A 22,296-nucleotide genomic window follows, 5' to 3' on the forward strand; every position below is an offset into this window, starting at 1 on the left:
TGCTTGGCGGCACTTCCTCGTCCGGCCAAACGCTGGCTGACTATCGCGGCGGATGCACTGATGTTGCCGCTGATGCTCTGGGGCGCTTTCGCGCTGCGTTTCGGCGAGCTGATGCCACCGTCGATGGCACGGTTTTGGTGGTTGTTCCCAGTAGCACCGCTGGTGGCCATACCGATGCTCAAGTGGGCGGGGCTGTATCGCGCCGTGCTGCGCTATATGGGCCCCAATGCGGCCATCGCGGTGCTCAAGGGTGTGAGCTTGTCGGCCGTGTTGCTGGCCGCCCTGGCGTTGATGGGTAACGTGCGCGATCTGCCCCGCACCATCCCGATCCTCTACTGGCTGCTGGCCATGCTGTACGTGGGTGGCAGCCGATTCCTGCTGCGCGCGATGCTGCAGCGGTTGGTGCGGCGCCCCCGTCTCAAGGAGCCGATGATCATCTACGGTGCCGGTTCCGCCGGTGCGCAGTTGGCCGCGGCCTTGTCCCACGGCCCGGAGTTTCATCCGGTGGCCTTCGTCGATGACGACAGCGCGCTGTGGGGCAGCGTGGTTCGCGGCGTCAGCGTTTATGCCCCGACGGAGATCGAGCGGCTGGTCGAGCGTTACGAGGCCCGCCAGTTGTTGCTGGCCATCCCCAGCGCCAGCCGCCAGCGCCGCCGCGAGATCCTGATGCGCCTGGAACCCTTGTCGGTGCACGTCAAGACCATTCCGGGCTTTGCCGACATCGTCAGCGGCCGGGCCCGGGCCGATGAGGTTCGCGAGGTGCCCATCGAGGATTTGCTGGGGCGTGACCCGGTGGCCCCGGATACTGCGTTGCTCGATCGCTGCATCCGCGACAAGGTGGTGCTGGTCAGTGGGGCGGGCGGCTCCATCGGCGCCGAACTGTGTCGGCAGATCGTGCAGCGCCGGCCCCGTGCGCTGCTGCTCTACGATGTGTCGGAGTACGGCCTGTACCAAATCGAGCATGAGCTGCGGCGGCTCAAGGTGGTGGTGGAATCGGAACTCAGCCTCATCCCGCTGCTCGGTTCAGTGGTCGACCAGGCGCGGCTGGAGCAGGTGCTGCGCCAGTTTTCGGTGCAGACCGTTTATCACGCCGCGGCTTACAAACACGTGCCGATCGTCGAGCATAATATCCTCGAAGGCATCCGCAACAATGTGTTTGGCACGCTGGCCGCGGCCCGCGCGGCCCAGGCGGCGGCGGTGGAGTCCTTTGTGCTCGTTTCCACCGACAAGGCGGTGCGGCCCACCAACGTCATGGGGGCAAGCAAGCGCCTGGCGGAACTGGTGCTGCAGGCGTTGGCCCGGGAGGAGGGGGTGACGCGCTTCACCATGGTGCGCTTTGGCAATGTGCTGGGTTCCTCGGGTTCGGTGGTGCCGCTCTTTCGTCGCCAGATTGCCCGGGGCGGGCCGCTCACCGTCACCCATCCGCAGATCACCCGCTATTTCATGACCATCCCCGAGGCGGCGGCGCTGGTGATCCAGGCGGGTTCCATGGGGCAGGGCGGGGATGTATTCGTGCTGGAGATGGGCGAGCCGGTGCGCATCGTCGACATGGCGCGCAAGATGGTGCGCCTGACTGGGCTGCAGGTGCGTGACGAGGACAACCCGGAGGGCGATATCGCCATTGAGTTTACCGGTCTGCGCCCCGGCGAGAAGCTCTACGAGGAGCTGCTGATTGGCGACAATGTGACCGAAACCGGCCACGAGATGATTATGCGAGCCGAGGAAGCCTGCTTGCCCTGGGACACCGTGCAGGGCTTGTTGAATGAGCTGCGCCAAGCCTGCCTGATGTTCGACGGCGCTCGGGCGCGCGCCGTGTTGCAGCAGGCGGTGCCGGAATACGCTCCCCAGGGGGACGTGCGGGAGTATCTGCAGCCACTGCCTGGGAGTGCGGCTGGTGCCAAGGCGCATTGGCTGGAGGAGCCCGGGAGCCGCGCCTAGAAGCATGGGGTTCGCGGTGGCGATCCCCGTCCCTCTGTCTACACCGTTATAACCACAGTCCCTTTCAATATTTTCAATCCCCCGCCATCTTCACTACCCTCCGACTTCATTGAAATAGCCGCACGGACGCCCAAGGCTGTGACCCTGGAACCACAAAAAAAAACCCCCGGTGCCTGAACTGCTCCTAACCCTGCTGGTCGTCCTCGCCTGCGTGCTCGCCATGGCGCTCACCCGCATCGGTGTGGAACTGATCCTCATGGCCGGGCTCACCGTGCTGCTCACCGTGGGCATCGTCACCCCCGCCCAGGCTTTTGCCGGCTTCGCCAACGAGGGCCTGCTCACCGTGGCGGTGCTCTACATCGTGGCCGCCGGCATGCACGAAACCGGTGCCACCCTGTGGTGGGTGCGCCGCAGCTTCGGCCGGCCCCGCACGGTGACCGGCGCGCAGGCGACCATGATGAGCCAGGTGGCGCTGCTCAGCGGCTTCTTGAATAACACCCCGGTAGTGGCCACTTTTCTTCCGGCGGTGCGTGATTGGGCGCGCCAGCGGGGCTTCGCGGTCTCGCGGCTGCTCATGCCCATGAGCTTCGCGGCGATTCTCGGCGGTGGGCTGAGCCTGCTGGGCAGCAGCACCAATCTGATCGTCGCCGGCTTGCTGGGTCGTGACTTTCCCCAGGTATCGCTGGGCTTGTTCGAGATCGCCTGGCTGGGCGTGCCGCTGGCGCTGTTCGGGGTCGTGTTCACGCTGCTGTTCAGTCGCTGGCTGCTGCCGCGGCGCGAGGGGGCCGAGCAGAGCTTCGCCAACACCCGTGAATACATGGCCGAGATGCTGGTGGACGCCGGCGGGCCGCTGGTGGGGCGTACGGTGAAGGAAGCCGGCTTGCGCAATCTTCCCGGGCTCTTTCTGGTGGAGATCGAGCGCAGCGGCCATCGGCTTGGGGCAGTGGGGCCCGATGAGGTGCTCTGCGGCGAGGACCGATTGATCTTCGCGGGGCTGGCCGATTCCATCGTCGACCTCTACCGCATCGAGGGTCTGCGCCGGCCGGGCAAGGCCTCGGCGCTGGAGGGCGGTCGCGGCCAGCCGCATTGTCTGATCGAGGCGGTGGTGGCGCGCAGTGCGCCCTTCGTGGGGCGCAGCATTCGCGAGAGCCGCTTTCGCAGCGAGTACGGCGCGGCGGTGGTGGCGGTGGCCCGCCACGGTGAGCGCATCAAGAGCAAGGTGGGCGACATTGTCTTGCAGCCGGCCGACACCCTGCTGCTGGAAACCGACCAGGGCTTTTTGAAGAAACACCGCCAGTCGCGGGATTTCCTGCTGGCGAGCACGGTGGAGAATTCCAATCTGCCCCGGGATCACAAGCGGGTCTGGGCCTGGTTGAGCCTGTTGCTGCTGATCGGGCTGGGGGCGGGGGGCGTGGTTTCGCTGCTCAACGCCGCGTTGCTGGCGGCGGGGCTGATGGTGATGAGCGGCTGCCTGACTGCGCGGGCGGCGCGCAACAGCATTGATCTGCCGGTGGTGATCAGCATCGGGGCCGCCTTCGGGCTGGGTGAGGCCCTGCGCGCCGCCGGCGCGGTGGAGATGGCGGTGCAGGGGCTGCAGGCGCTGGAGCTGGGTTCGCCCATGCTGGTGTTGGCGGCGGTGTATGTGCTCACGTCCCTGCTGACACTGTTCATCACCAATAATGCCGCGGCGATCCTGGTGCTGCCGGCGGCGCTGGGGATGGCCCAGGCGGCGGGTGTCGCGCCCACGGCCATGGCGGTGGCGGTGATGTTCGCGGCGAATTTGAGTTTTGCCACACCCACCGGCTACCAGACCAACCTGATGGTCTACGGGCTCGGTGGCTATCGGTTTGGGGATTATGTGCGCTTCGGGCTGCCGCTGCAGGCAGGGGCGGGGGTGTTGGCGCTGGTGTTGATTCCTCGCATATGGGGGTAGGGGATTATGTTTCAGAAATGCAGAGAGAGACCACAACGATGACACTACAAAAAGCCACCAACGTCACCTGGCACGAGGGGGAGGTGACCCGCGCCGACCGCCAGCAGCTGCTGGGCCAGAAGGGCGCGACCATTTGGTTCACCGGTCTTTCCGGCAGCGGCAAGAGCACCGTGGCCGTGGCGCTGGAGAAGGCGCTGACCGCCAGCGGCCACCTGTGCTACCGGCTGGACGGCGACAATGTGCGCCTCGGGATCAACAAGAACCTGGGTTTCTCCGCCGAGGACCGGGCCGAGAACATCCGCCGCATCGGCGAGGTGTCCAAATTGTTCGTGGATACCGGCGTGATCGTGCTCTCCAGCTTCGTCAGCCCCTACAAGGCCGACCGGGACCAGGTGCGCGCCCTGCACGCCGCTTCGGACATGGATTTCATCGAAGTCCACATGGATGTGCCCCTGGCCGAGGCCGAAAAGCGCGACCCCAAGGGCCTGTACAAGAAGGCCCGCGCCGGCGAGATCAAGAACTTCACCGGCATCGACGACCCCTACGAGGCCCCCGAGGCCCCGGAACTGGTGCTGTACAGCAACCGGATGAGCGTGGAAGAGGAAGTGGAGGTGTTGCTGGCGCTGCTGAGCGAGCGCGGCCTGCTCTCCGGCGCGGCCTGAGCCGCGCCGCTTCCAGACCCTGCGGCCGACAGGCCCCCGAACGTACGGAGTGATGACGATGATCAAACCCCACGGTTCCGAGCAACTGAAACCCCTCTATGTCGCCGACGCCGCCGAGCGCGAGGCGCTGCGCCAGGAGGCCGAGCAGCTGCCCGCGCTGCTGCTCAATTCCGCCGCCGCCGCCAACGCGGTGATGCTGGGCGCGGGTTACTTCAATCCGCTCAGCGGTTACATGAACCTGGCCGATGCGCTGTCGGTGGCCGAGCAGCTGCACACCGCCCAGGGCCTGTTCTGGCCGGTGCCGGTGGTGAATCTCGCCAAGGACGTCAGCGCCATCCAGGGCGCGAAGCGCATCGCCCTGCGTGACCCCAACGTGGCAGGCCAGCCGGTGCTGGCGGTGATGGACGTGGAGGCCATCGAGGAAGTCTCCGAGGCGCAGATCGAGAGCATGGCCCAGCAGATCTTCGGCACCCTGGATGACAAGCACCCGGGTGTCGCCACCTTCCGCGGCCTGGGCCGGAACCTGGTCTCCGGGCCCATCCAGGTGCTGAACTTCAGCTACTTCGAGACCGACTTCCCGGACACCTTCCGCACCGCCGTGCAGATCCGCGACGAGATCGCCGAGCGGGGCTGGGAGAAGGTGGTGGCCTTCCAGACCCGCAACCCCATGCACCGGGCCCATGAGGAGCTCTGCCGCATGGCCCAGGAGCGCCTGCAGGCCGACGGCATCGTGGTGCACATGCTGCTGGGCAAGCTCAAGGCCGGCGACATCCCCGCCGACGTGCGCGATGCCTGCATCCGCAAGATGGCCGAGCTGTATTTCCCCGCCAACACGGTGATGATCACCGGCTACGGCTTCGACATGCTCTACGCCGGGCCGCGCGAAGCGGTGCTGCACGCCGTGTTCCGCCAGAACATGGGCGCCACCCACTTCATTGTCGGCCGTGACCATGCGGGGGTGGGCGATTATTACGGCCCCTTCGACGCGCAGACCATCTTCGAGGAACGGGTGCCGGAAGGGGCGCTGCAGATCGAGATCTTCCAGGCCGACCACACCGCGTACTCGAAGAAGCTCGACCGGGTGGTGATGATGCGCGAGGCCCCGGACCACGCCAAGGAGGACTTCGTGCTGCTCTCCGGCACCAAGGTGCGCCAGATGCTCGGCGAGGGCATCGCCCCGCCGCCGGAATTCTCCCGCCCCGAAGTGGCCCAGATCCTGATGGACTACTACCGCAGCACCGAAACCGCCTGAGGGGTTAGCCCCGCCCCCCCCTGTGGGAGCGGCCAAGGCCGCTCCCACAGGGGGGGTTCTCTTGCGCTATCATCCAACGGATGAAACACCTCGCCACCACCCTCGCCGTCGCCCTGCTGCTCACCGCCTGCGCCCCACTGCCCACCGGTGATTCGTCCTCCGCGCCCGACCCCTTCACCGCCCACGGCAACGAGCCCTTCTGGTGGGTGGAGCTGCAGGATGGCCGCATGCGCCTGCGGCAAGCCGGCGAGCCGGAAGGCACGGTGGATCCGAGCCGGCTGCGCGTAGAGCAAGGCCTGTGCCACGATTCCATGAGCGGTATGCCTTACCCCTATCGGGCCTGGCTGACCCTGGACGGGCGCGAGTGGCCCGGTTGCGGCGGTGATCCGCGTGAGCTGCTTGAAGGTGTGGTCTGGGAGCTCGACGGCACCGCCCTGGAGAGCCCACCCACCCTGGCATTCCTGCCCGATAACCGTGTAGCCGGCCGAGGCGGCTGTAACCGTTACAGCGGCACCTACCGGCTGACCGGCGAGGGCCTGCGCCTCGGCCCCCTGGCCGCCACCAAGATGCTCTGTCGCCCCGCGCAAATGACCGTGGAGCAGGGTTTCTTCGAAGCCTTGGAAGCCGTGCACCGCTTCGACCTGAACGAGGGGGGTAGCCTTGAATTACACGGTGCCGGCCAAAAAAGCCTGAGCTTCCACCCGCGCTCCCCGTAGCCGCGAAGCAGCCGAAGGCGGAATCGAGGATCCGCAGCAAGGCTTGGAGCGATTCTTCCAGACCGGAGACAAGGCGGACATCAGGCCAGGAGCCGCTCCGACACGGGAGGAGATGACCACTTGAGGTGGTCACCGGGCAGTGCTAGCAATAATGACTATTGCTGATGACCAGCGCGCGGACATGCATACCGACGAAGCTTCCAAATCGCAGTTCAAGGCGAGGGCGGTGGAGTCGACGCGGCTGCCGGGCGAGTTTCACAAGGATCCGGCGGACCGGATGATCGTTGCCCTGGCTCGACGCTTCAATGTCGAGCTGGTCACCGCCGACGACAGGATCATGTCTTATAAACATGTGCGAACGCTCTGGTAAGGCCCCCTTCCCCTGCAGGAGCGGCACCACTGCCTTTACCCCCACCGCGCCCCTGAGTATCCTTCTCTCCCCATCCGCTTTATCAGACACTTACCGCCATGTCCCGCAAACTCTACGTCAAGACCCACGGCTGCCAGATGAACGAGTACGACTCCGCGAAGATGGCGGAGCTGCTCGGCGCGGCGCGGGATTTCCAGCGGGTGGACAGCCCCGAGGAGGCGGACATGATCCTCCTCAATACCTGCTCCATCCGCGAGAAGGCCCAGGAGAAAGTGTTCTCGGAGCTCGGCCGCTGGCGCAAGCTGAAAGAGGCCAAGCCGGACCTGGTGATCGGGGTGGGCGGCTGTGTCGCCAGCCAGGAGGGCGAGGCGCTGGTCAAGCGCGCCCCCTTCGTGGATCTGGTCTTCGGCCCCCAGACCCTGCACCGCCTGCCGGCCATGTACGACGCCACCCGCGCCGATCGTCGCCCCCAGGTGGATGTGTCCTTCCCCGAGATCGAGAAGTTCGACAGCCTCCCCGAGCCCCGCGCCGAGGGCCCTACGGCTTTCGTCTCGATCATGGAAGGCTGCAGCAAGTACTGCACCTTCTGCGTGGTGCCCTACACCCGGGGCGAGGAGGTCAGCCGGCCCTTCGATGACGTGATCGCCGAAGTGGCCCAGCTTGCCGCCCAGGGCGTGCGTGAGGTCACCCTGCTGGGGCAGAACGTCAACGCCTATCGCGGCCCCATGGAAGACGGCACGGTGGCGGATCTTGCGCTGCTGGTGAGCTTCGTGGCGGCCGTCGAGGGTATAGAGCGCATCCGCTACACCACCTCCCACCCGGTGGAGTTCTCCGACAGCCTGATCGAGGCCTACCGCGAGGTGCCCGAGCTGGTGGATCACCTGCACCTGCCGGTGCAGAGCGGCTCGGATCTGGTGCTGAAGCTCATGAAGCGCGGCCATACGGTGGCCGAGTTCGTGGACAAGGTGCGCCGGCTGCGGGAGATTCGCCCGAACATCAGCCTCTCTTCCGATTTCATCGTCGGCTTCCCCGGCGAATCCGAGGACGACTTCGAGGACACCATGGCGCTGATCGAGCAGATCGGTTTCGACCAGTCCTTCAGCTTCATCTACAGCGCCCGCCCGGGCACCCCGGCGGCCTCCCTGGCCGATCGCACGCCGCTCGAGGTGAAGCAGCAGCGCCTGCAGCGCCTGCAGGCGGCCATCAACGCCAATGCCCGGCGGATCAGCGAGAGCATGGTGGGCAGCGTGCAGAAGGTGCTGGTGGACGGGCGCAGCAAGAAGGACCCGCACCAGATCGCCGGGCGCACGGAGAACAACCGGGTGGTGAACTTCGCCGGCCATCCGCGGCTGATCGGCCAGTTCGTCGAGGTGCGCATCACCGAGGCGCTGAGCAATTCCCTGCGCGGCGAAATGGTGGAGACCACCGCGGCCTGATTTTCCGCTTGGGAAATCGCGGCTCGTGGCCGCGAATCCCCCTTGCCAAGCCGCCAGCCCGGTGACAAGGTACGCCCTATATGCCCATGCCGCGCACAGGAGCGCCCGGAACACCCTTGAACGATCAGCCCCGGACCCTCGACTTCGAGCTCAGCCCCGCCGACAACCAGCAACTGGCCAACCTCTGCGGGCAACTGGATGAAAATCTCCGCCAGGTGGAGCGCCGCCTGGGTGTGGAGCTCAAGAACCGGGGGCATCGCTTCCGGGTCATTGGCCCGGCGCGGGTGGTGGAGGCGGCGCGCAAGGTGCTGGAAGACCTCTACGCCCAGGCGGCGAAGAGCGCGCTCAGCCCCGACACCATTCACCTGGCCCTGCAGAGTTCCGACGTCCAGGCCCGCCTGGAGCAGCCCGTGGACGACCCCGGCGAGGTCACCATCCGCACCCGCAAGATGGAAGTGCGCGGCCGCGGTCCGAACCAGCGGCGCTATCTGCACAATATCCTCACCCATGACCTGAACTTCGGCGTGGGCCCGGCGGGTACCGGCAAGACCTATCTGGCCGTGGCCTGCGCGGTGGATGCACTGGAGCGCGACCTGGTGCAGCGCCTGGTGCTGGTGCGCCCGGCGGTGGAGGCGGGCGAGCGGCTGGGCTTTCTGCCCGGGGATCTTGCCCAGAAGGTGGACCCGTACCTGCGCCCGCTCTACGACGCGCTGTATGAAATGCTCGGCTTCGAGCGGGTGGCCAAGCTCATCGAGCGCAATGTCATCGAGATCGCGCCGCTCGCCTACATGCGCGGTCGCACCCTGAACCACTCCTTCATCATTCTGGACGAAGCGCAGAACACCACGGTGGAACAGATGAAGATGTTCCTCACCCGCCTGGGCTTCGGCTCCACGGCGGTGGTGACCGGCGACGTGACCCAGGTGGACCTGCCCCACGGCAAGCCCTCGGGCCTGCGCGACGCCATCGAGGTGCTGCGCGACGTGAAGGGGGTGAGTTTCACCTTCTTCAGCGCCCAGGATGTGGTGCGCCACACCCTGGTCCAGCGCATCGTGCAGGCCTATGATCAGGTCTCCCCCCATGCTTGAGCTTGACGTTCAATACGCCACCGACGCCCCTGCGCCGGACGAGGCCACCCTGCGCGGCTGGACGGAAACCGCCCTCGCCGGTCGCCGGGACGAGGCGGAGCTGAGCATTCGCATCGTCGACGAGCCCGAAGGGCAGGATCTCAACCGCGACTACCGCGGCCGGGACTATCCCACCAATGTGCTCTCCTTCCCTTACGAGGCTCTGCCCGGGGTGGAGCTGCCTCTGCTCGGCGATCTGGTGATCTGCGCGCCGGTGGTGGCCCGCGAGGCCGCCGAGCAGGGCAAGGCGCTGGATGCCCACTGGGCGCACATGCTCATACATGGCTGTCTGCATCTGCTGGGCTATGATCATGAGGACGACGCCGAGGCGCAGGTCATGGAGACCCTGGAGCGGGACTTGCTCGCCTCCCTGGGCTTCCCTGACCCCTACGCCAGCGACTAAACTGCGCGCCGGGCGATCCGCCCGGCGACCGACACATGTGAAGGTTCGATGAGCGAAGACCGACCTAGTCCGTCTACCACCGCCCAGCGTTCATGGCTGGGCCGGCTGAGCCAGGCATTCTCCAGCACCCCCACGGACCGGGAGGAGTTAACGGATCTGATCCGCGAGAGCCAACAGAAGGGCCTCGTCGATGCCGATGCGCTGGCGATGATCGAAGGGGTGCTGCACGTCTCCGAACTGCAGGCCCGCGACATCATGGTCCCCCGCTCCCAGGTGGCGGCCCTGTCCCGGGACGCCAGTCCGCAGGAGTTGCTCCCCATCATCGTTGAAACCGGCCATTCCCGCTTTCCCGTCACCGGCGATAACCGCGATGACGTGGTGGGTATCCTCATCGCCAAGGATCTGCTGGCCATGTTCGCCAACCAGGGCAACGGCCAGGAGCTGCGCATTCGCGAGATCCTGCGCCCGGCGCTGTTCATCCCCGAGGCCAAGCGGCTGGATGCCCTGCTCAAGCAATTCCGCGAAAGCCGCAACCATCTGGCGGTGGTGGTGGACGAGTACGGCGGCATGGCCGGCATCGTCACCATCGAGGACGTGCTGGAGCAGATCGTCGGTGATATCGGCGATGAGCACGACTTCGAGGAGGACACCCAGATCCTCACCCACGAGAACGGCCACACCATCGTCAAGGCGCTCACGCCCATCGAGGACTTCAACGAGCACTTCGGCACGGCCTTCTCCGATGAGGAATTCGACACCATCGGCGGCCTGGTGGCTCACTCCTTCGGCCGGTTGCCGCGCCGCGGCGAGAGCGTGGAGCTGGGTGCGTTCCGCTTCCAGGTGATCCGCGCCGATAACCGGCGCATCCACCTGCTGATGGTCACCCGGGCCGAAACGGGAACCACCCAATAGCCATGCGGACGGCGCTGCAGCGCTGGCTGGCCGGGCGCCGCGCCTGGCTCGCGGGGCTGGCCGGCGGCGCGGCGCTGCCGCTCGGCTTCGCGCCCTTCGAATGGTGGTGGCTGGCGCCCTTCGCGCTGTCTCTGCTGTTCGTCCCCGCCCTGTGCGCGCCGCGCCGCCAAGCACTGCTGAGTGCCTGGTGTTTTGGTTTTGCCAGCTTTGGGCTGGGCTGCTGGTGGGTGTATATCAGCATCAGCCAGTTCGGCGGCGGGCCACTGGTGGCGGTGTTCGTCTGCCTGGTGCTGGCCGCCGTGTTCGCGCTGTTTCCCCTGTTGGCCGTGTGGCTGACGCGGCGACTGTGCCCGCGCCCCGGGCCGGCGGCTTTCCTGTTGGCCTTGCCGGCCGCGTGGATACTGGTGGAATGGCTGCGCAGCTGGTTGCTCACTGGCAATCCCTGGCTGAGCGTGGGCTATACCCAGACCGGCTATTGGCTGAGCGGTGTGGCGCCGGTGTTCGGCGTGCTGGGGGTGGGGCTGCTGTTGTGCCTGGCGGCGGGCCTGCTGGCCTGGTCGGTGGCAAAAGCTTTTCTCCTTCCCGGCGCCTCCCCGGCAGGCGCGGCTCCTGGCCGTGAATCTTTCTCGCAAAACCGGACTCGCGGCCATGCGTCGCTCCTGCAGCTGGGTGTGCCCCTCCTGGTCCTGCTCCTCCTGCCCCCAGCCCTGGACCGCGCCTGGAGCACGCCCACCGGCGAGCCGCTGCGCGTCGCCCTGGTCCAGGGCAACGTCCCGCAGGGTGAGAAGTGGCTGCCCGAGCAGCGCCTGCCCACCTTGGAGCGTTACGTCTCGCTCACGGTCCGGAACTGGGATGCGGATCTGGTGCTCTGGCCCGAGACGGCGGTGCCCGATTACGCCCACCGGGTGGAAGAAATGCTGCTGCGCCCCCTGCGCCGCGAGGCCGCGCGCCACGGCACGGCGGTGGTCTTCGGCGCCCCGGTGCACGATTTCAATGATCGCCAGGCCTACAACAGCCTGGTGACGCTGGACGGACGGCGCTACGACAAGCGCCATCTGGTGCCGTTCGGCGAGTACGTGCCGCTGCGCGACGTGCTGGGCCGGGCGTTGGATTTTCTCGGTGCGCCCATGTCCGACTTCAGCCGCGGCACCGGCCACGGCGTGCTGGAAGTGGCCGGGGTGCCGGCGGCTGCCTCCATTTGCTACGAAGTGATCTTCCCCGCCGAGATCGCCGAGGCGCTGCCCCATGCCCGCCTGCTGCTCAACGTCAGCAACGATGCCTGGTTCGGCGATTCGCTCGCCATGCACCAGCATCTGCAGATGGCCCGCATGCGCGCCATCGAGACCGCACGCCCCATGATCCGCGCCACCAACACCGGCATCACCGCCCTGATCGATCATCGCGGCAGGGTCACCGAGCGCCTGCCGGCCTTCCAGACCGGGGTGCTGCGCGGCGAGGTGCAGCCGAGGGAAGGCGGCACCCCTTACGTGCATTGGCGGGACTGGCCGGTGGTCGGGTTCTGCCTGGTGATGCTGATAGCCGCCCGCCGCCGCGCTTAGCCCCCGCGCCCCTGTAGGAGCGGCTCATGGCCGCGAAATGCCTTCCGCCGCGTCAAAACCATTCGCGGCCGTGAGCCGCTCCTACTGGACATGCCCCCTCCCAAGCCCTAGCTTGTTCCCATAGGCCTTGCCGCAAACCGGAGCCCCACCCATGAGCGAGCACCAGAACGAGCAGCGCCTGCTCCGCGGTTACGAGCGCATGCTTCGCCGCCTGCGCGATGACCTCAAGGACCTCTCCCTGCGGGAGGCCCTGGAGCGGGCCAAGCAGCGCACCGTGGAGTTGGGGGAACTCACCCGTGAGGAAGCCGACCGGGTGGGGGATTTCCTGCGCCGCGATGTGGAAGAGGCCGGCGAATACCTGGCCGAATCCGATCGGGATCTGCGCGATTGGTTCCACATGGACGTGCAGCTGATCGAGAACTGGCTCTGGGATACCTTCAGCGCCGCCGCCGACCAGACCAAGCTGCAGTTGCTGGAGCTGCAGCGCCGCGCCGATGAACAGCAGCGTGTCTACTACAGCGGCGAGATCGTCGGCCCCGGTGCGCTGAAATGCATCAGCTGCGATTACATTATCGCCTTCAAGGAAGCCGCCCACGTGCCCGCCTGCCCCGATTGCGGCGGCGAGGAGTTCGTGCGTCCGGCGCGGTAGGTCCGCCGGGGGAAGCATAACCACCGAGGACACAGAGCTATGCGGAGAAAGCGAATCATTTGACAGGCTTCTCCTCTGTGCACCTCTGCGTCTCTGTGGTTACGCTCCCTCCCAAGCCTGCGTGTCCTTAACTACCACCGCCCCCTGCGGTATCCTTCCCGGCTCTCCGAAACCGTGATTCTTACAGGCACTCAGGCGGGATTGATGGACGCGACGTACAAGCCGGAACAGATCGAGGCGCAGGCGCAACAGGACTGGGAGGCCGCGCAGGTCTTCAAGGCCCGGGAGGATGCGCCGGGTGAGAAATACTACTGCCTGTCCATGTTCCCCTATCCCAGCGGCCGGCTGCACATGGGGCACGTGCGCAACTACACCATCGGCGATGTGATCGCCCGCTACCAGCGGATGCAGGGGCGCAACGTGCTCCAGCCCATGGGCTGGGATGCCTTCGGCCTGCCGGCGGAGAATGCCGCCATCAAGAACAATGTGCCGCCGGCCCGCTGGACCCGCGAGAATATCGAGTACATGCGCGGTCAGCTCCAGGCGCTGGGTTTCGGCTACGACTGGAGCCGCGAATTCGCCACCTGCGACCCGGACTACTACCGCTGGGAGCAGTGGCTGTTCACCCGCCTGTACCGCAAGGGCCTGGCCTACAAGAAGACCTCCACGGTGAACTGGGACCCGGTGGACCAGACGGTGCTGGCCAACGAGCAGGTCATCGACGGCCGCGGCTGGCGCTCCGGCGCGCCGGTGGAGCGCCGCGAGATCCCCCAGTGGTTCTTCCGCATCACCGACTACGCCGAGGAGCTGCTTGCCGAGCTGGACAGGCTCCCGGGCTGGCCCGAGCAGGTGCGCACCATGCAGCGCAACTGGATCGGCCGTTCCGAGGGCGTGGAGATGCACTTCCCGCTCGACGGCCTGGACGAGACGCTCACCGTCTACACCACTCGCCCGGACACCCTGTTCGGCGCCAGCTACGTAGCCGTGGCCGCCGAGCATCCGCTGGCCAAGGCCCGCGCCGCCGAACACCCGCCGCTCGCCGCGTTCATCGAGGAATGCCGCCACATCAAGGTGGCCGAGGCCGACCTGGCCATCATGGAGAAAAAGGGCGTGGACACGGGGCTGCGCGCCGTGCACCCGCTCACCGGTGAGCGGCTGCCGATCTACGCCGCCAATTTCGTGCTCATGGACTACGGCACCGGTGCCGTCATGGCCGTCCCCGGCCATGACCAGCGCGATTGGGAATTCGCCCGCGCCTACGGGTTGCCGATCAAGCCGGTCATCGCCCCGGCCGACGGCGAGGCGCCGGATCTTTCCGAAGGCGCTTACACCGACAAGGGCGTGCTGATCAACTCCGGCGATTTCAACGGGCTCAGCTCCGAGCAGGCCTTCGCGGCCATCGCCGACAAGCTCGCCGAGCTGGGACGGGGCGAGCGGCGGGTGAACTTCCGCCTGCGCGATTGGGGCGTTTCCCGTCAACGCTACTGGGGCGCGCCGATCCCCATGATCAAGTGCCCCGCCTGCGGCGATGTGCCGGTACCCGACGAGGATCTGCCGGTAGTGCTCCCGGAAGAGGTGGCCTTCGACGAATCCGGCGGCTCTCCGCTGAAGAAGATGCGCGAGTTCATCGACACCCGCTGCCCGGAATGCGGCGCCGCGGCCGAGCGCGAGACCGACACCTTCGACACCTTCATGGAGTCCAGCTGGTACTACGCCCGCTTCGCCAGCGCCGGCAACACCGAGGCCATGCTCGATGAGCGCGCCCGTTACTGGCTGCCGGTGAACCACTACATCGGCGGCATCGAGCACGCCATCCTGCACCTGCTGTACTCGCGCTTCTACCACAAGGTGCTGCGCGACGAGGGCCTGCTGGACTGCGACGAGCCCTACGAGAACCTGCTCACCCAAGGCATGGTGGTGGCGGAGACGTATTACCGGGAAGAGGCCAACGGCGGCAAGAGCTGGTACAACCCCCAGGACGTGCTGGTGGAACGAGACGCCAAGGGTAGCGTCACCGCGGCAAAGCTCGCCAGTGACGGCGAGCCGGTGGAAGTGGGCGGCATCGAGAAGATGTCCAAGTCCAAGAACAACGGCGTGGACCCACAGACCCTGATCGCCCGCTACGGCGCCGACACCGTGCGGCTGTTCACCATGTTCGCCGCCCCCCCGGATCAGTCCCTGGAGTGGTCCGATTCCGGTGTCGAAGGGGCGTACCGCTTCCTCAAACGGCTCTGGTCCCTGGTGCAGCGGCATGTGGCCCAAGGCCCGGCCGAAGCCCCGCAGGTGGCGACGCTCACCGACGCCCAGAAGACCCTGCGCCGCAAGGTGCACGAGACCTTGCGCAAGGTCGGTGATGACATTGGCCGGCGCTACACCTTCAATACCGCCATCGCCGCGGTGATGGAACTGTGCAACGCCCTTGGCAAGGCCGAGGACGACAGCGCACAGGGCCGGGCGGTGCTGCAGGAAGGCCTGGAGGTGGCGGTGCTGGTGCTCGCGCCCATCACCCCGCACATCTGCCACGCCCTGTGGCAGGCGCTGGGCAAGGAGGGCCTGGTGGCCCAGGCCCGCTGGCCGCGGCCGGACCCCGAAGCCCTGGTGCGCGATTCCGTGGAGCTGGTGGTGCAGGTCAACGGCAAGCTGCGCGGGCGCATCGAACTGCCGGCCGATGCCGACAAGGCGAGCGCCGAGCAGGCCGCCTTCGCCGACGCCAAGGTCCAGCCCTGGGTGGAAGGCAAGGAGGTCAAGCGCGTGATCGTGGTGCCGGGCAAACTGGTGAACATCGTGGTGGCGGGGTGAGTATGGGTACGCGTTCTCTCAACGGCCTGATCAGCCTGCTGCTGGTGAGCCTGCTGGTGGGTTGCGGCTGGCACCTGCGCGGTCAGGGGACGGGGGCCTCCATGGGTGGAGCTCAGGTGTATCTGTCGGTGCAGGGGGGCCCGGAGCTCGAGAACCGGGTGCGCAGTGAGCTGCTGGCTTCCCAGGCGAACCTGGTGGAGCGCCAGGAGAACGCCGATATCGCGCTGTTCGTGCTGGGCGAGCGCCAAGTGCGCGAGATCGTCGGAGTTGATCGGAACATCGACGCCAACGAATACGAGCTCCGTTACAGGCTCAGTTACCGGGTGGAAAACGGCGAAGGCGTGGAGCTGCTGCCGGCCAGTCAGAGCAGCAGCGTGCGCTCCTATGAGTACGATGCCGACAACGTCCAGGCCAGCCGTGCCCGGGAAGAGCGCCTGAGCCAGGAGCTGCGCTACGACGCCGTGCGCCTGATGCTCCTGCGCGTCCAGTCCCTGCTGGGCGCCACCGCCGAGCCCGAGGCGGAGTAACCGCGATGCGGCCCACCTCTCCCCCTGCAGGAGCGGCCTGAGCCCGTGCTGAACCCGCGCCAACTCCCCCAGCAGCTCGCCCAACAACTCTCTCCGGTCTACCTGGTGGCCGGCGAAGAGCCTCTGCTGCTGGAGGAAGCCCTGGACGCCATCCGCGCCGCCGCCCGCAAGGCCGGTCACAGCGAACGCGAAGTCCTGGAAGTCGGCACTGGCTTCGACTGGAACCGCCTCGCCGAGGCCTCCGGCAGCCTCTCCCTGTTTGGCGATCGGCGCATCCTCGAGCTGCGCATTCCCAACAGCAAGCCGGGCAGGCCCGGCAGCCAGGCCATCGGCGACTACTGCGCGCGTCCACCCGAGGACACGGTGCTGATCATCAGCTGCGGCCGGCTGGACGCCAGCCAGCGCAAGTCCGCCTGGGTGCGCAAGATCGAGCAGGCCGGCACTTTCCTCTACGTCTGGCCGGTGAGCGGGCGGGCGTTCGCCGGCTGGCTCGCCCAGCGCCTGCGCGAGCGGGGCCTCACCCCCAGCCGCGAGGCCCTGGCGCTGCTGGAACAGCGCGCCGAGGGCAATCTGCTCGCCGCCGCCCAGGAAATCGACAAGCTGCAATTGCTCCACGGCGAAGGGCCTTTGGCGCTGGAACAAGTCCAGGCCGCGGTGGCCGACAGCGCCCGTTACGATGTCTTCGACCTGAGTGACGCGGTGCTCGCCGGCGACCCGGCCCGGACACTGCGCATCCTCCACGGGCTGCGCGCCGAAGGGGTGGAGCCCACCCTGGTGCTCTGGACCCTGGCCCGGGATCTGCGCCTGCTGGCGGAGCTCGCCGCCGAGCAGGCCCGGCGCGGTGATCCGGCCGGCGTGCTCAAGCGCGAGCGGGTCTGGAAGAGCCGCGCCGAGCAGCTGCGCACCGCCCTGCGCGGCACGCCGGCCAGCACCTGGGAGACCTTGCTCGCCCGCGCCGCCCGCGCCGACCGCGCCTTGAAGGGGGTGGGAGAAGGCAGACCCTGGGACGAGTTGTTACAATTGGCCATATTGTTCGCCCGCGCCGCGGGCGCGCAGCGCTAGAGCCACCGCCCACACTCCTACAGGGTTTGAGGCACGTTAACGGACGGATCATGAACGCCATCGTCGAAACCGATATCCAGGACTATATGCGCGAGCTGGGCCGCGCCGCCCGCCAGGCCGGGCGCGCCATGAGCCGGGCCGAATCCGGCGCCAAGAACGCAGCGCTCGAACACATCGCCGCGCGCATCGAGCAGCACGCCGAGGCCATCGCCGAGGCCAATGCCCGGGACATGAAGGCCGGCCGCGATAACGGCCTGGACGCCGCGCTGCTGGACCGCCTGGAACTCACCCCCGAGCGTATCCAGGCCATGGCCGACGGCCTGCGTCAGATTGTCGCGCTCCCCGATCCGGTGGGCGCGATCCGGGATCTGAACTATCGCCCCTCGGGCATCCAGCTGGGCAAGATGCGGGTGCCGCTGGGCGTGATCGGCATCATCTACGAATCCCGCCCCAATGTGACCGCCGACGCCGCCGCCCTGTGCCTGAAATCCGGCAATGCGGCGATCCTGCGCGGCGGTTCCGAGGCGATCCACTCCAACCGCGCGATTGCCGAGCACATCCGCGCCGGGCTGGAGCAGGCGGGGCTGCCCGGCGAGGCGGTGCAGGTGGTGGCCACCACCGATCGCGCCGCCGTGGGCGAGCTGATCACCATGAACGATTACGTGGACGTGATCGTGCCCCGGGGCGGCAAGGGGCTGATCGAGCGCATCAGCCGGGATGCGACCGTCGCGGTGATCAAGCATCTGGACGGCATCTGCCACGTGTACGTGGACGACAAGGCGGATCTGGGCAAGGCCGCGGCCATCGCCTTCAATGCCAAGACCCAGCGCTACGGCACCTGCAACACCATGGAAACCCTGCTCGTGCATGAGGCAGTGGCCGCCGAGCTGCTGCCCTCCCTGGCCGAGCGCTACCGGGACGTGGGCGTGGAGCTGCGTGGCTGCGAGCGCACCCGCGCCATCGTCGAGATGAACGCGGCCAGCGACGAGGACTGGGCCACCGAGTACCTGGCGCCCATCCTCTCCATCCGCCTGGTGGCTGACCTGGACGAGGCCATGGAGCACATCGAGCGCTACAGCTCCCGGCATACCGAATCCATCGTCACCGAGGACTACAGCCGGGCCCGGCGCTTCCTGCGCGAGGTGGACTCCAGCTCGGTGATGGTCAACGCCTCCACCCGGTTCGCCGACGGCTTCGAGTATGGCCTGGGCGCGGAGATCGGGATTTCCACCGACAAGCTCCATGCCCGGGGCCCGGTGGGCCTGGAGGGGCTCACCACCGAGAAGTACGTGGTGCTGGGTGACGGCCACGTCCGGAACTGATTTGAACCGGCGCCTGCTCGGGATCTTCGGTGGCACCTTCGACCCGGTGCACCACGGGCATCTGCGCCCGGTGCTGGAAGTGCAGCAGGCGCTGAACATGGCGGGCATGCGCCTGGTGCCCGCCAAGGTCCCGCCCCATCGTCCCCAGCCACGCCTGGCTGCCGACGCGCGGCTGCACCTGCTGCGCCTGGCGGCCGCCGACTACCACGGCTTTTCCGTGGACACCCGGGAACTTCAGCGCTCAGGGCCGTCTTATATGGTGGACACCCTGGCCTCGCTGCGCGCGGAGAGCGGCGCCGACGACGCCCTGTGTCTGATCCTGGGCATGGACGCGTTCCTGGGCTTGCCCACCTGGTATCGCTGGCGGGAACTGGAGCGTTACGCCCACATCGTGGTGCTGAACCGCCCCGGCAGCCGCCGCCCGGTGAATGGCGAATTCCGCGACTGGCTGGCCGAGCGCGAACTGCGCACGCCCGCCGGCCTGCGCGAGGCCCCGGCGGGACGGGTGTGGTTCCAGCCGGTGACCCAGCTCGATATTTCCGCCACATCCGTGCGTCGGCTGATCGCCCAGGGGCGTTCCGCGCAGTTTCTCATGCCGCTGGCGTGCTGGCGGCTCATGGCCCGAGAGGGCTGGTATGGTTATCCGCAAGTAGGGTGAGTGCCGCTGTAATGATGAAAGCTGAACTGTCCACCGAGCAGCTGAACACGCTGGTGATGGGCGCGCTGGAGGATCTCAAGGCCGTCGACCCGGTCATGCTGGACGTGCGCGGGCGCACCTCCATCACCGACCTGATGTTCGTCGCCTCGGGCAACTCCAACCGCCACGTGAAAGCCATCGCCGACAACGTCCTCGACGCGGTGAAGGAGGCCGGCCTGCGCCCCCTGGGCGTGGAGGGTGAGAGCGGTTCCGAGTGGGTGTTGGTGGACCTGGGCGACGCGGTGGTGCATGTGATGCTGCCCCAGACCCGGGACACCTACCGTCTGGAAGACGTGTGGTCCCTGGAGGCGGAAGCGGAAGGCATCGCCTGAAGCAAGCCGCCTTCTCCATACGGATTCGTCCATGCGCTTACTCATCATCAGCCCCGGTGGCCGGATGCCCGCCTGGGTCGCCGAGGGCTTTCGGGATTACGCCAATCGCATGCCGCCGCAGTTGCGCCTGGAGCTCATGGAAATCGCCCTGGCCAAGCGCGGCAAGAATGCCGATCTGCGCCGCGCCCGCGATGAGGAGGGCGCGCGCATGCTGGCCGCGGTGCCGGAGCAGGCGCGTGTGGTGGCGCTGGATGTGCAGGGCAAGCCCTGGAGCACCGAGCAACTGGCCACGCGCCTGCAAGACTGGCTGCAGGACGGGCGGGACATCGCCCTGCTGGTGGGCGGGCCGGACGGGCTCTCCCCCGGGTGCCTCGCCCGAGCCGAGGCCCGCTGGTCCCTCTCGGCGCTCACGCTGCCGCACATGCTGGTGCGGGTGCTGCTCGCCGAACAGCTCTACCGCGCCTGGACGGTTACCGAAAACCACCCCTACCACCGAGCGTAATCCGCCCCATGGCTGAACTGTTCCTCGCATCCCACTCCCCCCGCCGCCGCGAACTGCTCGCCCAGATCGGCGTGCCCTTCGAGACGCTGTCCGTGGCGGTGGATGAAACCCCCCGTGCCGGCGAGGCCCCCGATGCCTTCGTCCGCCGCCTCTCCCTGGACAAGGCCCGGGCGGGTGCCGCCACCCTGGCGCGGCCCGAGCAGTCCCTGGTGTTGGGTTCCGACACGGCGGTGGTGATCGGCGGTGAGATCCTCGGCAAGCCGCGCGATGAGGCGGACGCACTGGCGATGCTCGCCCAGCTCTCGGGCCGGGTGCACGAGGTCATGACCGGTGTGGCGCTCGCCGGCCGGTTGGAAGAGGCGCTGGTGTGCATCAGCCGAGTGCATTTTCGGCCCATCAGCGCCGGGGAAGCGTTACGCTACTGGCAGACCGGCGAGCCCGCCGACAAGGCCGGGGGCTACGCCATTCAGGGGTTCGGCGCTGTGTTCGTCACCCATCTGGAGGGCAGTTACTCCGGGGTGATGGGCCTGCCCCTCTACGAGACGGCCGCGCTGCTGAGCCGTCATGATCTGCCGCCGCAGGAGGGCTGGCCGCACCATGGCCCATGAGATTCTGATGAACGTCACCCCCACCGAGACCCGGGTGGCGCTGGTGGAAAACGGCGTGCTGCAGGAGCTGCACCTGGAGCGGGCGCGCCGACGCGGCCTGGTGGGCAATATCTACAAGGGTCAGGTGGTGCGGGTGCTGCCTGGCATGCAGGCGGCCTTCATCGAGGCGGGGCTGGCGCGCACCGCCTTCCTGCACGCCTCGGACATCGCCGTGCCCGGCGCCGAACCGGTGGTGGAGACCCGCAACATCACCGAACTGCTGCGCGAGCAGCAGCAGGTACTGGTGCAGGTGCTGAAAGACCCCATGGGCACCAAGGGCGCGCGGCTGACCACCAATATCACCATCCCCTCGCGCTATCTGGTGTTGCTGCCGGGCCACCCCGGGGTGGGCATCTCCGCGCGCATCGAGGACCCCGCCGAGCGCGAGCGGCTCAAGGCCATCGGCGAGCGCCTGCTGACCGAGGACGGCGAGCACGGTTACATCCTGCGCACCGCCGCCGAGGGCGCCGAGGAGGAAGCACTCTTCTCCGACCAGGCCTTCCTGCGCAAGCTCTGGGATTCCGCGAGAGACCGGGGCCAGCAGGCCCAGCCCGGCACCCTGGTGCACGAAGATCTGCCGCTGACCCTGCGCGCGCTGCGCGATGTGGTCAGCAGCGAGGTGGAAAAGGTGCGGGTGGATTCCCGGGAGAATTTCGTGAAGGTGCAGGCCTTCTGCGAGCAGTTTCTGCCGGAGCTGGCCGAGCGGGTGGAATACTACCCCGGTGAGCGCCCGCTGTTCGATCTGTACAACATCGAGGATGAGATCCAGCGCGCCCTGGAGCGCAAGGTCATGCTGAAATCCGGCGGCTATCTGATCATCGATCAGACCGAGGCCATGACCACCATCGATGTGAATACCGGTGGTTACGTGGGCCACCGCACCCTGGAAGAGACCATCTTCAAGACCAACCTGGAAGCCGCCCAGGCCATCGCCCGCCAGCTGCGCCTGCGCAATCTGGGCGGGATCATCATCCTCGACTTCATCGACATGGTGGATGAGGAGCACAAGCGCCTGGTGCTGCGCGCGTTGGAGAAGGCGCTGGATAAGGACCACGCCAAGACCCAGATCAGTGGTGTATCGGCGCTGGGGCTGGTGGAAATGACCCGCAAGCGCACCCGCGAGAGCCTGGAGCATATCCTCTGCGAACCCTGCCCCACCTGTGCCGGGCGCGGCTCGCTGAAGACCGCCGAGACGGTGTGCTACGAGATCTTCCGCGAGATCCTGCGCGAGGCCCGCCAGTTCGAGGTCAAGCGTCTGCTGGTGCTGGCCGCCCAGGAGGTGATCGACCTGCTGCTGGACGAGGAGAGCGCGAGCCTCGCCCAGCTGGAGGAGTTCATCGGCCGGCCCATCAAGCTGCAGCCCGAGCCCCTGTACACCCAGGCCCAGTACGATGTGGTCCTGATGTAAGCCAGGAGGGTGCGGCCCTGAGCGAGAGCGGCGTGCAAGACCA

General features: G+C 67.3%; 21 protein-coding genes. All 21 read left to right on the forward strand.

Annotated elements, in window-relative coordinates; all coding sequences use genetic code 11:
- Positions 1-60 precede the first annotated feature (60 nt).
- The 21 genes from GBG68_RS00645 (at position 61) to rng (ending at position 22,253) form a co-directional block, all read left to right on the forward strand.
- Positions 61-1,938, forward strand: a complete 1,878-nt coding sequence (locus tag GBG68_RS00645) for a polysaccharide biosynthesis protein (protein ID WP_152765301.1) — start codon at positions 61-63, stop codon at positions 1,936-1,938.
- A 169-nt stretch (positions 1,939-2,107) separates the two neighbouring features.
- The gene (locus GBG68_RS00650) at positions 2,108-3,871 is read left to right on the forward strand and encodes an SLC13 family permease (RefSeq protein WP_226801479.1); all 1,764 of its coding nucleotides are present in this window, start codon (positions 2,108-2,110) and stop codon (positions 3,869-3,871) included.
- 38 nt (positions 3,872-3,909) lie between these two features.
- Entirely contained in the window at positions 3,910-4,533 is a 624-nt protein-coding gene (gene cysC / locus GBG68_RS00655; protein ID WP_152144058.1) for an adenylyl-sulfate kinase, read from the forward strand.
- Positions 4,534-4,591: 58 nt separating this feature from the next.
- Complete coding sequence (gene sat / locus GBG68_RS00660) at positions 4,592-5,785, forward strand: sulfate adenylyltransferase (RefSeq protein ID WP_152144060.1); 1,194 nt, start codon at positions 4,592-4,594, stop codon at positions 5,783-5,785.
- 80 nt (positions 5,786-5,865) lie between these two features.
- Entirely contained in the window at positions 5,866-6,501 is a 636-nt protein-coding gene (locus tag GBG68_RS00665; protein ID WP_152144062.1) for an META domain-containing protein, read from the forward strand.
- Positions 6,502-6,652: 151 nt separating this feature from the next.
- Complete coding sequence (locus GBG68_RS00670) at positions 6,653-6,871, forward strand: hypothetical protein (protein ID WP_226801481.1); 219 nt, start codon at positions 6,653-6,655, stop codon at positions 6,869-6,871.
- Positions 6,872-6,969: 98 nt separating this feature from the next.
- Positions 6,970-8,307, forward strand: coding sequence for a tRNA (N6-isopentenyl adenosine(37)-C2)-methylthiotransferase MiaB (miaB, locus tag GBG68_RS00675; protein ID WP_152144064.1), 1,338 nt, complete (start codon positions 6,970-6,972; stop codon positions 8,305-8,307).
- Positions 8,308-8,393: 86 nt separating this feature from the next.
- A complete protein-coding gene (locus GBG68_RS00680; RefSeq protein ID WP_152144066.1) occupies positions 8,394-9,395 on the forward strand; it encodes a PhoH family protein in 1,002 nt (333 codons plus the stop codon).
- Positions 9,388-9,837, forward strand: coding sequence for an rRNA maturation RNase YbeY (ybeY, locus tag GBG68_RS00685; RefSeq protein WP_152144068.1), 450 nt, complete (start codon positions 9,388-9,390; stop codon positions 9,835-9,837). The genes GBG68_RS00680 and ybeY overlap by 8 nt, the downstream gene beginning before the upstream one ends.
- A 48-nt stretch (positions 9,838-9,885) precedes the next feature.
- On the forward strand, positions 9,886-10,749 hold the full coding sequence (locus tag GBG68_RS00690) for an HlyC/CorC family transporter (RefSeq protein WP_152144070.1): 864 nt from the start codon (positions 9,886-9,888) through the stop codon (positions 10,747-10,749).
- Positions 10,750-10,751: 2 nt separating this feature from the next.
- Entirely contained in the window at positions 10,752-12,308 is a 1,557-nt protein-coding gene (gene lnt, locus GBG68_RS00695; protein ID WP_152144072.1) for an apolipoprotein N-acyltransferase, read from the forward strand.
- 151 nt (positions 12,309-12,459) lie between these two features.
- A complete protein-coding gene (locus GBG68_RS00700; protein ID WP_152144075.1) occupies positions 12,460-12,957 on the forward strand; it encodes a zinc ribbon-containing protein in 498 nt (165 codons plus the stop codon).
- A gap of 204 nt (positions 12,958-13,161) precedes the next feature.
- On the forward strand, positions 13,162-15,756 hold the full coding sequence (gene leuS, locus GBG68_RS00705) for a leucine--tRNA ligase (protein WP_152144077.1): 2,595 nt from the start codon (positions 13,162-13,164) through the stop codon (positions 15,754-15,756).
- Positions 15,757-15,758: 2 nt separating this feature from the next.
- Positions 15,759-16,283, forward strand: a complete 525-nt coding sequence (lptE, locus tag GBG68_RS00710; RefSeq protein WP_152144079.1) for an LPS assembly lipoprotein LptE — start codon at positions 15,759-15,761, stop codon at positions 16,281-16,283.
- 45 nt (positions 16,284-16,328) lie between these two features.
- Complete coding sequence (gene holA, locus GBG68_RS00715) at positions 16,329-17,345, forward strand: DNA polymerase III subunit delta (protein ID WP_152144081.1); 1,017 nt, start codon at positions 16,329-16,331, stop codon at positions 17,343-17,345.
- Positions 17,346-17,395: 50 nt separating this feature from the next.
- The gene (locus GBG68_RS00720) at positions 17,396-18,667 is read left to right on the forward strand and encodes a glutamate-5-semialdehyde dehydrogenase (RefSeq protein WP_152144082.1); all 1,272 of its coding nucleotides are present in this window, start codon (positions 17,396-17,398) and stop codon (positions 18,665-18,667) included.
- 13 nt (positions 18,668-18,680) lie between these two features.
- Positions 18,681-19,325 carry a nicotinate-nucleotide adenylyltransferase gene (gene nadD / locus GBG68_RS00725; RefSeq protein ID WP_413463302.1) on the forward strand — a complete coding sequence of 215 codons (645 nt, stop codon included), beginning with the start codon at positions 18,681-18,683 and terminating at the stop codon, positions 19,323-19,325.
- Positions 19,326-19,336: 11 nt separating this feature from the next.
- Positions 19,337-19,696, forward strand: a complete 360-nt coding sequence (gene rsfS, locus GBG68_RS00730) for a ribosome silencing factor (RefSeq protein WP_226801491.1) — start codon at positions 19,337-19,339, stop codon at positions 19,694-19,696.
- 31 nt (positions 19,697-19,727) lie between these two features.
- The gene (gene rlmH / locus GBG68_RS00735; RefSeq protein WP_152144086.1) at positions 19,728-20,198 is read left to right on the forward strand and encodes a 23S rRNA (pseudouridine(1915)-N(3))-methyltransferase RlmH; all 471 of its coding nucleotides are present in this window, start codon (positions 19,728-19,730) and stop codon (positions 20,196-20,198) included.
- Between the two features lie 8 nt (positions 20,199-20,206).
- Positions 20,207-20,806 carry a Maf family protein gene (locus GBG68_RS00740; RefSeq protein WP_152144089.1) on the forward strand — a complete coding sequence of 200 codons (600 nt, stop codon included), beginning with the start codon at positions 20,207-20,209 and terminating at the stop codon, positions 20,804-20,806.
- A complete protein-coding gene (gene rng / locus GBG68_RS00745) occupies positions 20,796-22,253 on the forward strand; it encodes a ribonuclease G (RefSeq protein ID WP_152144091.1) in 1,458 nt (485 codons plus the stop codon). The genes GBG68_RS00740 and rng overlap by 11 nt, the downstream gene beginning before the upstream one ends.
- The last annotated feature ends 43 nt before the right edge of the window (positions 22,254-22,296 follow it).

Origin of the sequence: Alkalilimnicola sp. S0819 (assembly GCF_009295635.1) — a bacterium.
GTDB lineage: Bacteria > Pseudomonadota > Gammaproteobacteria > Nitrococcales > WHIW01 > S0819.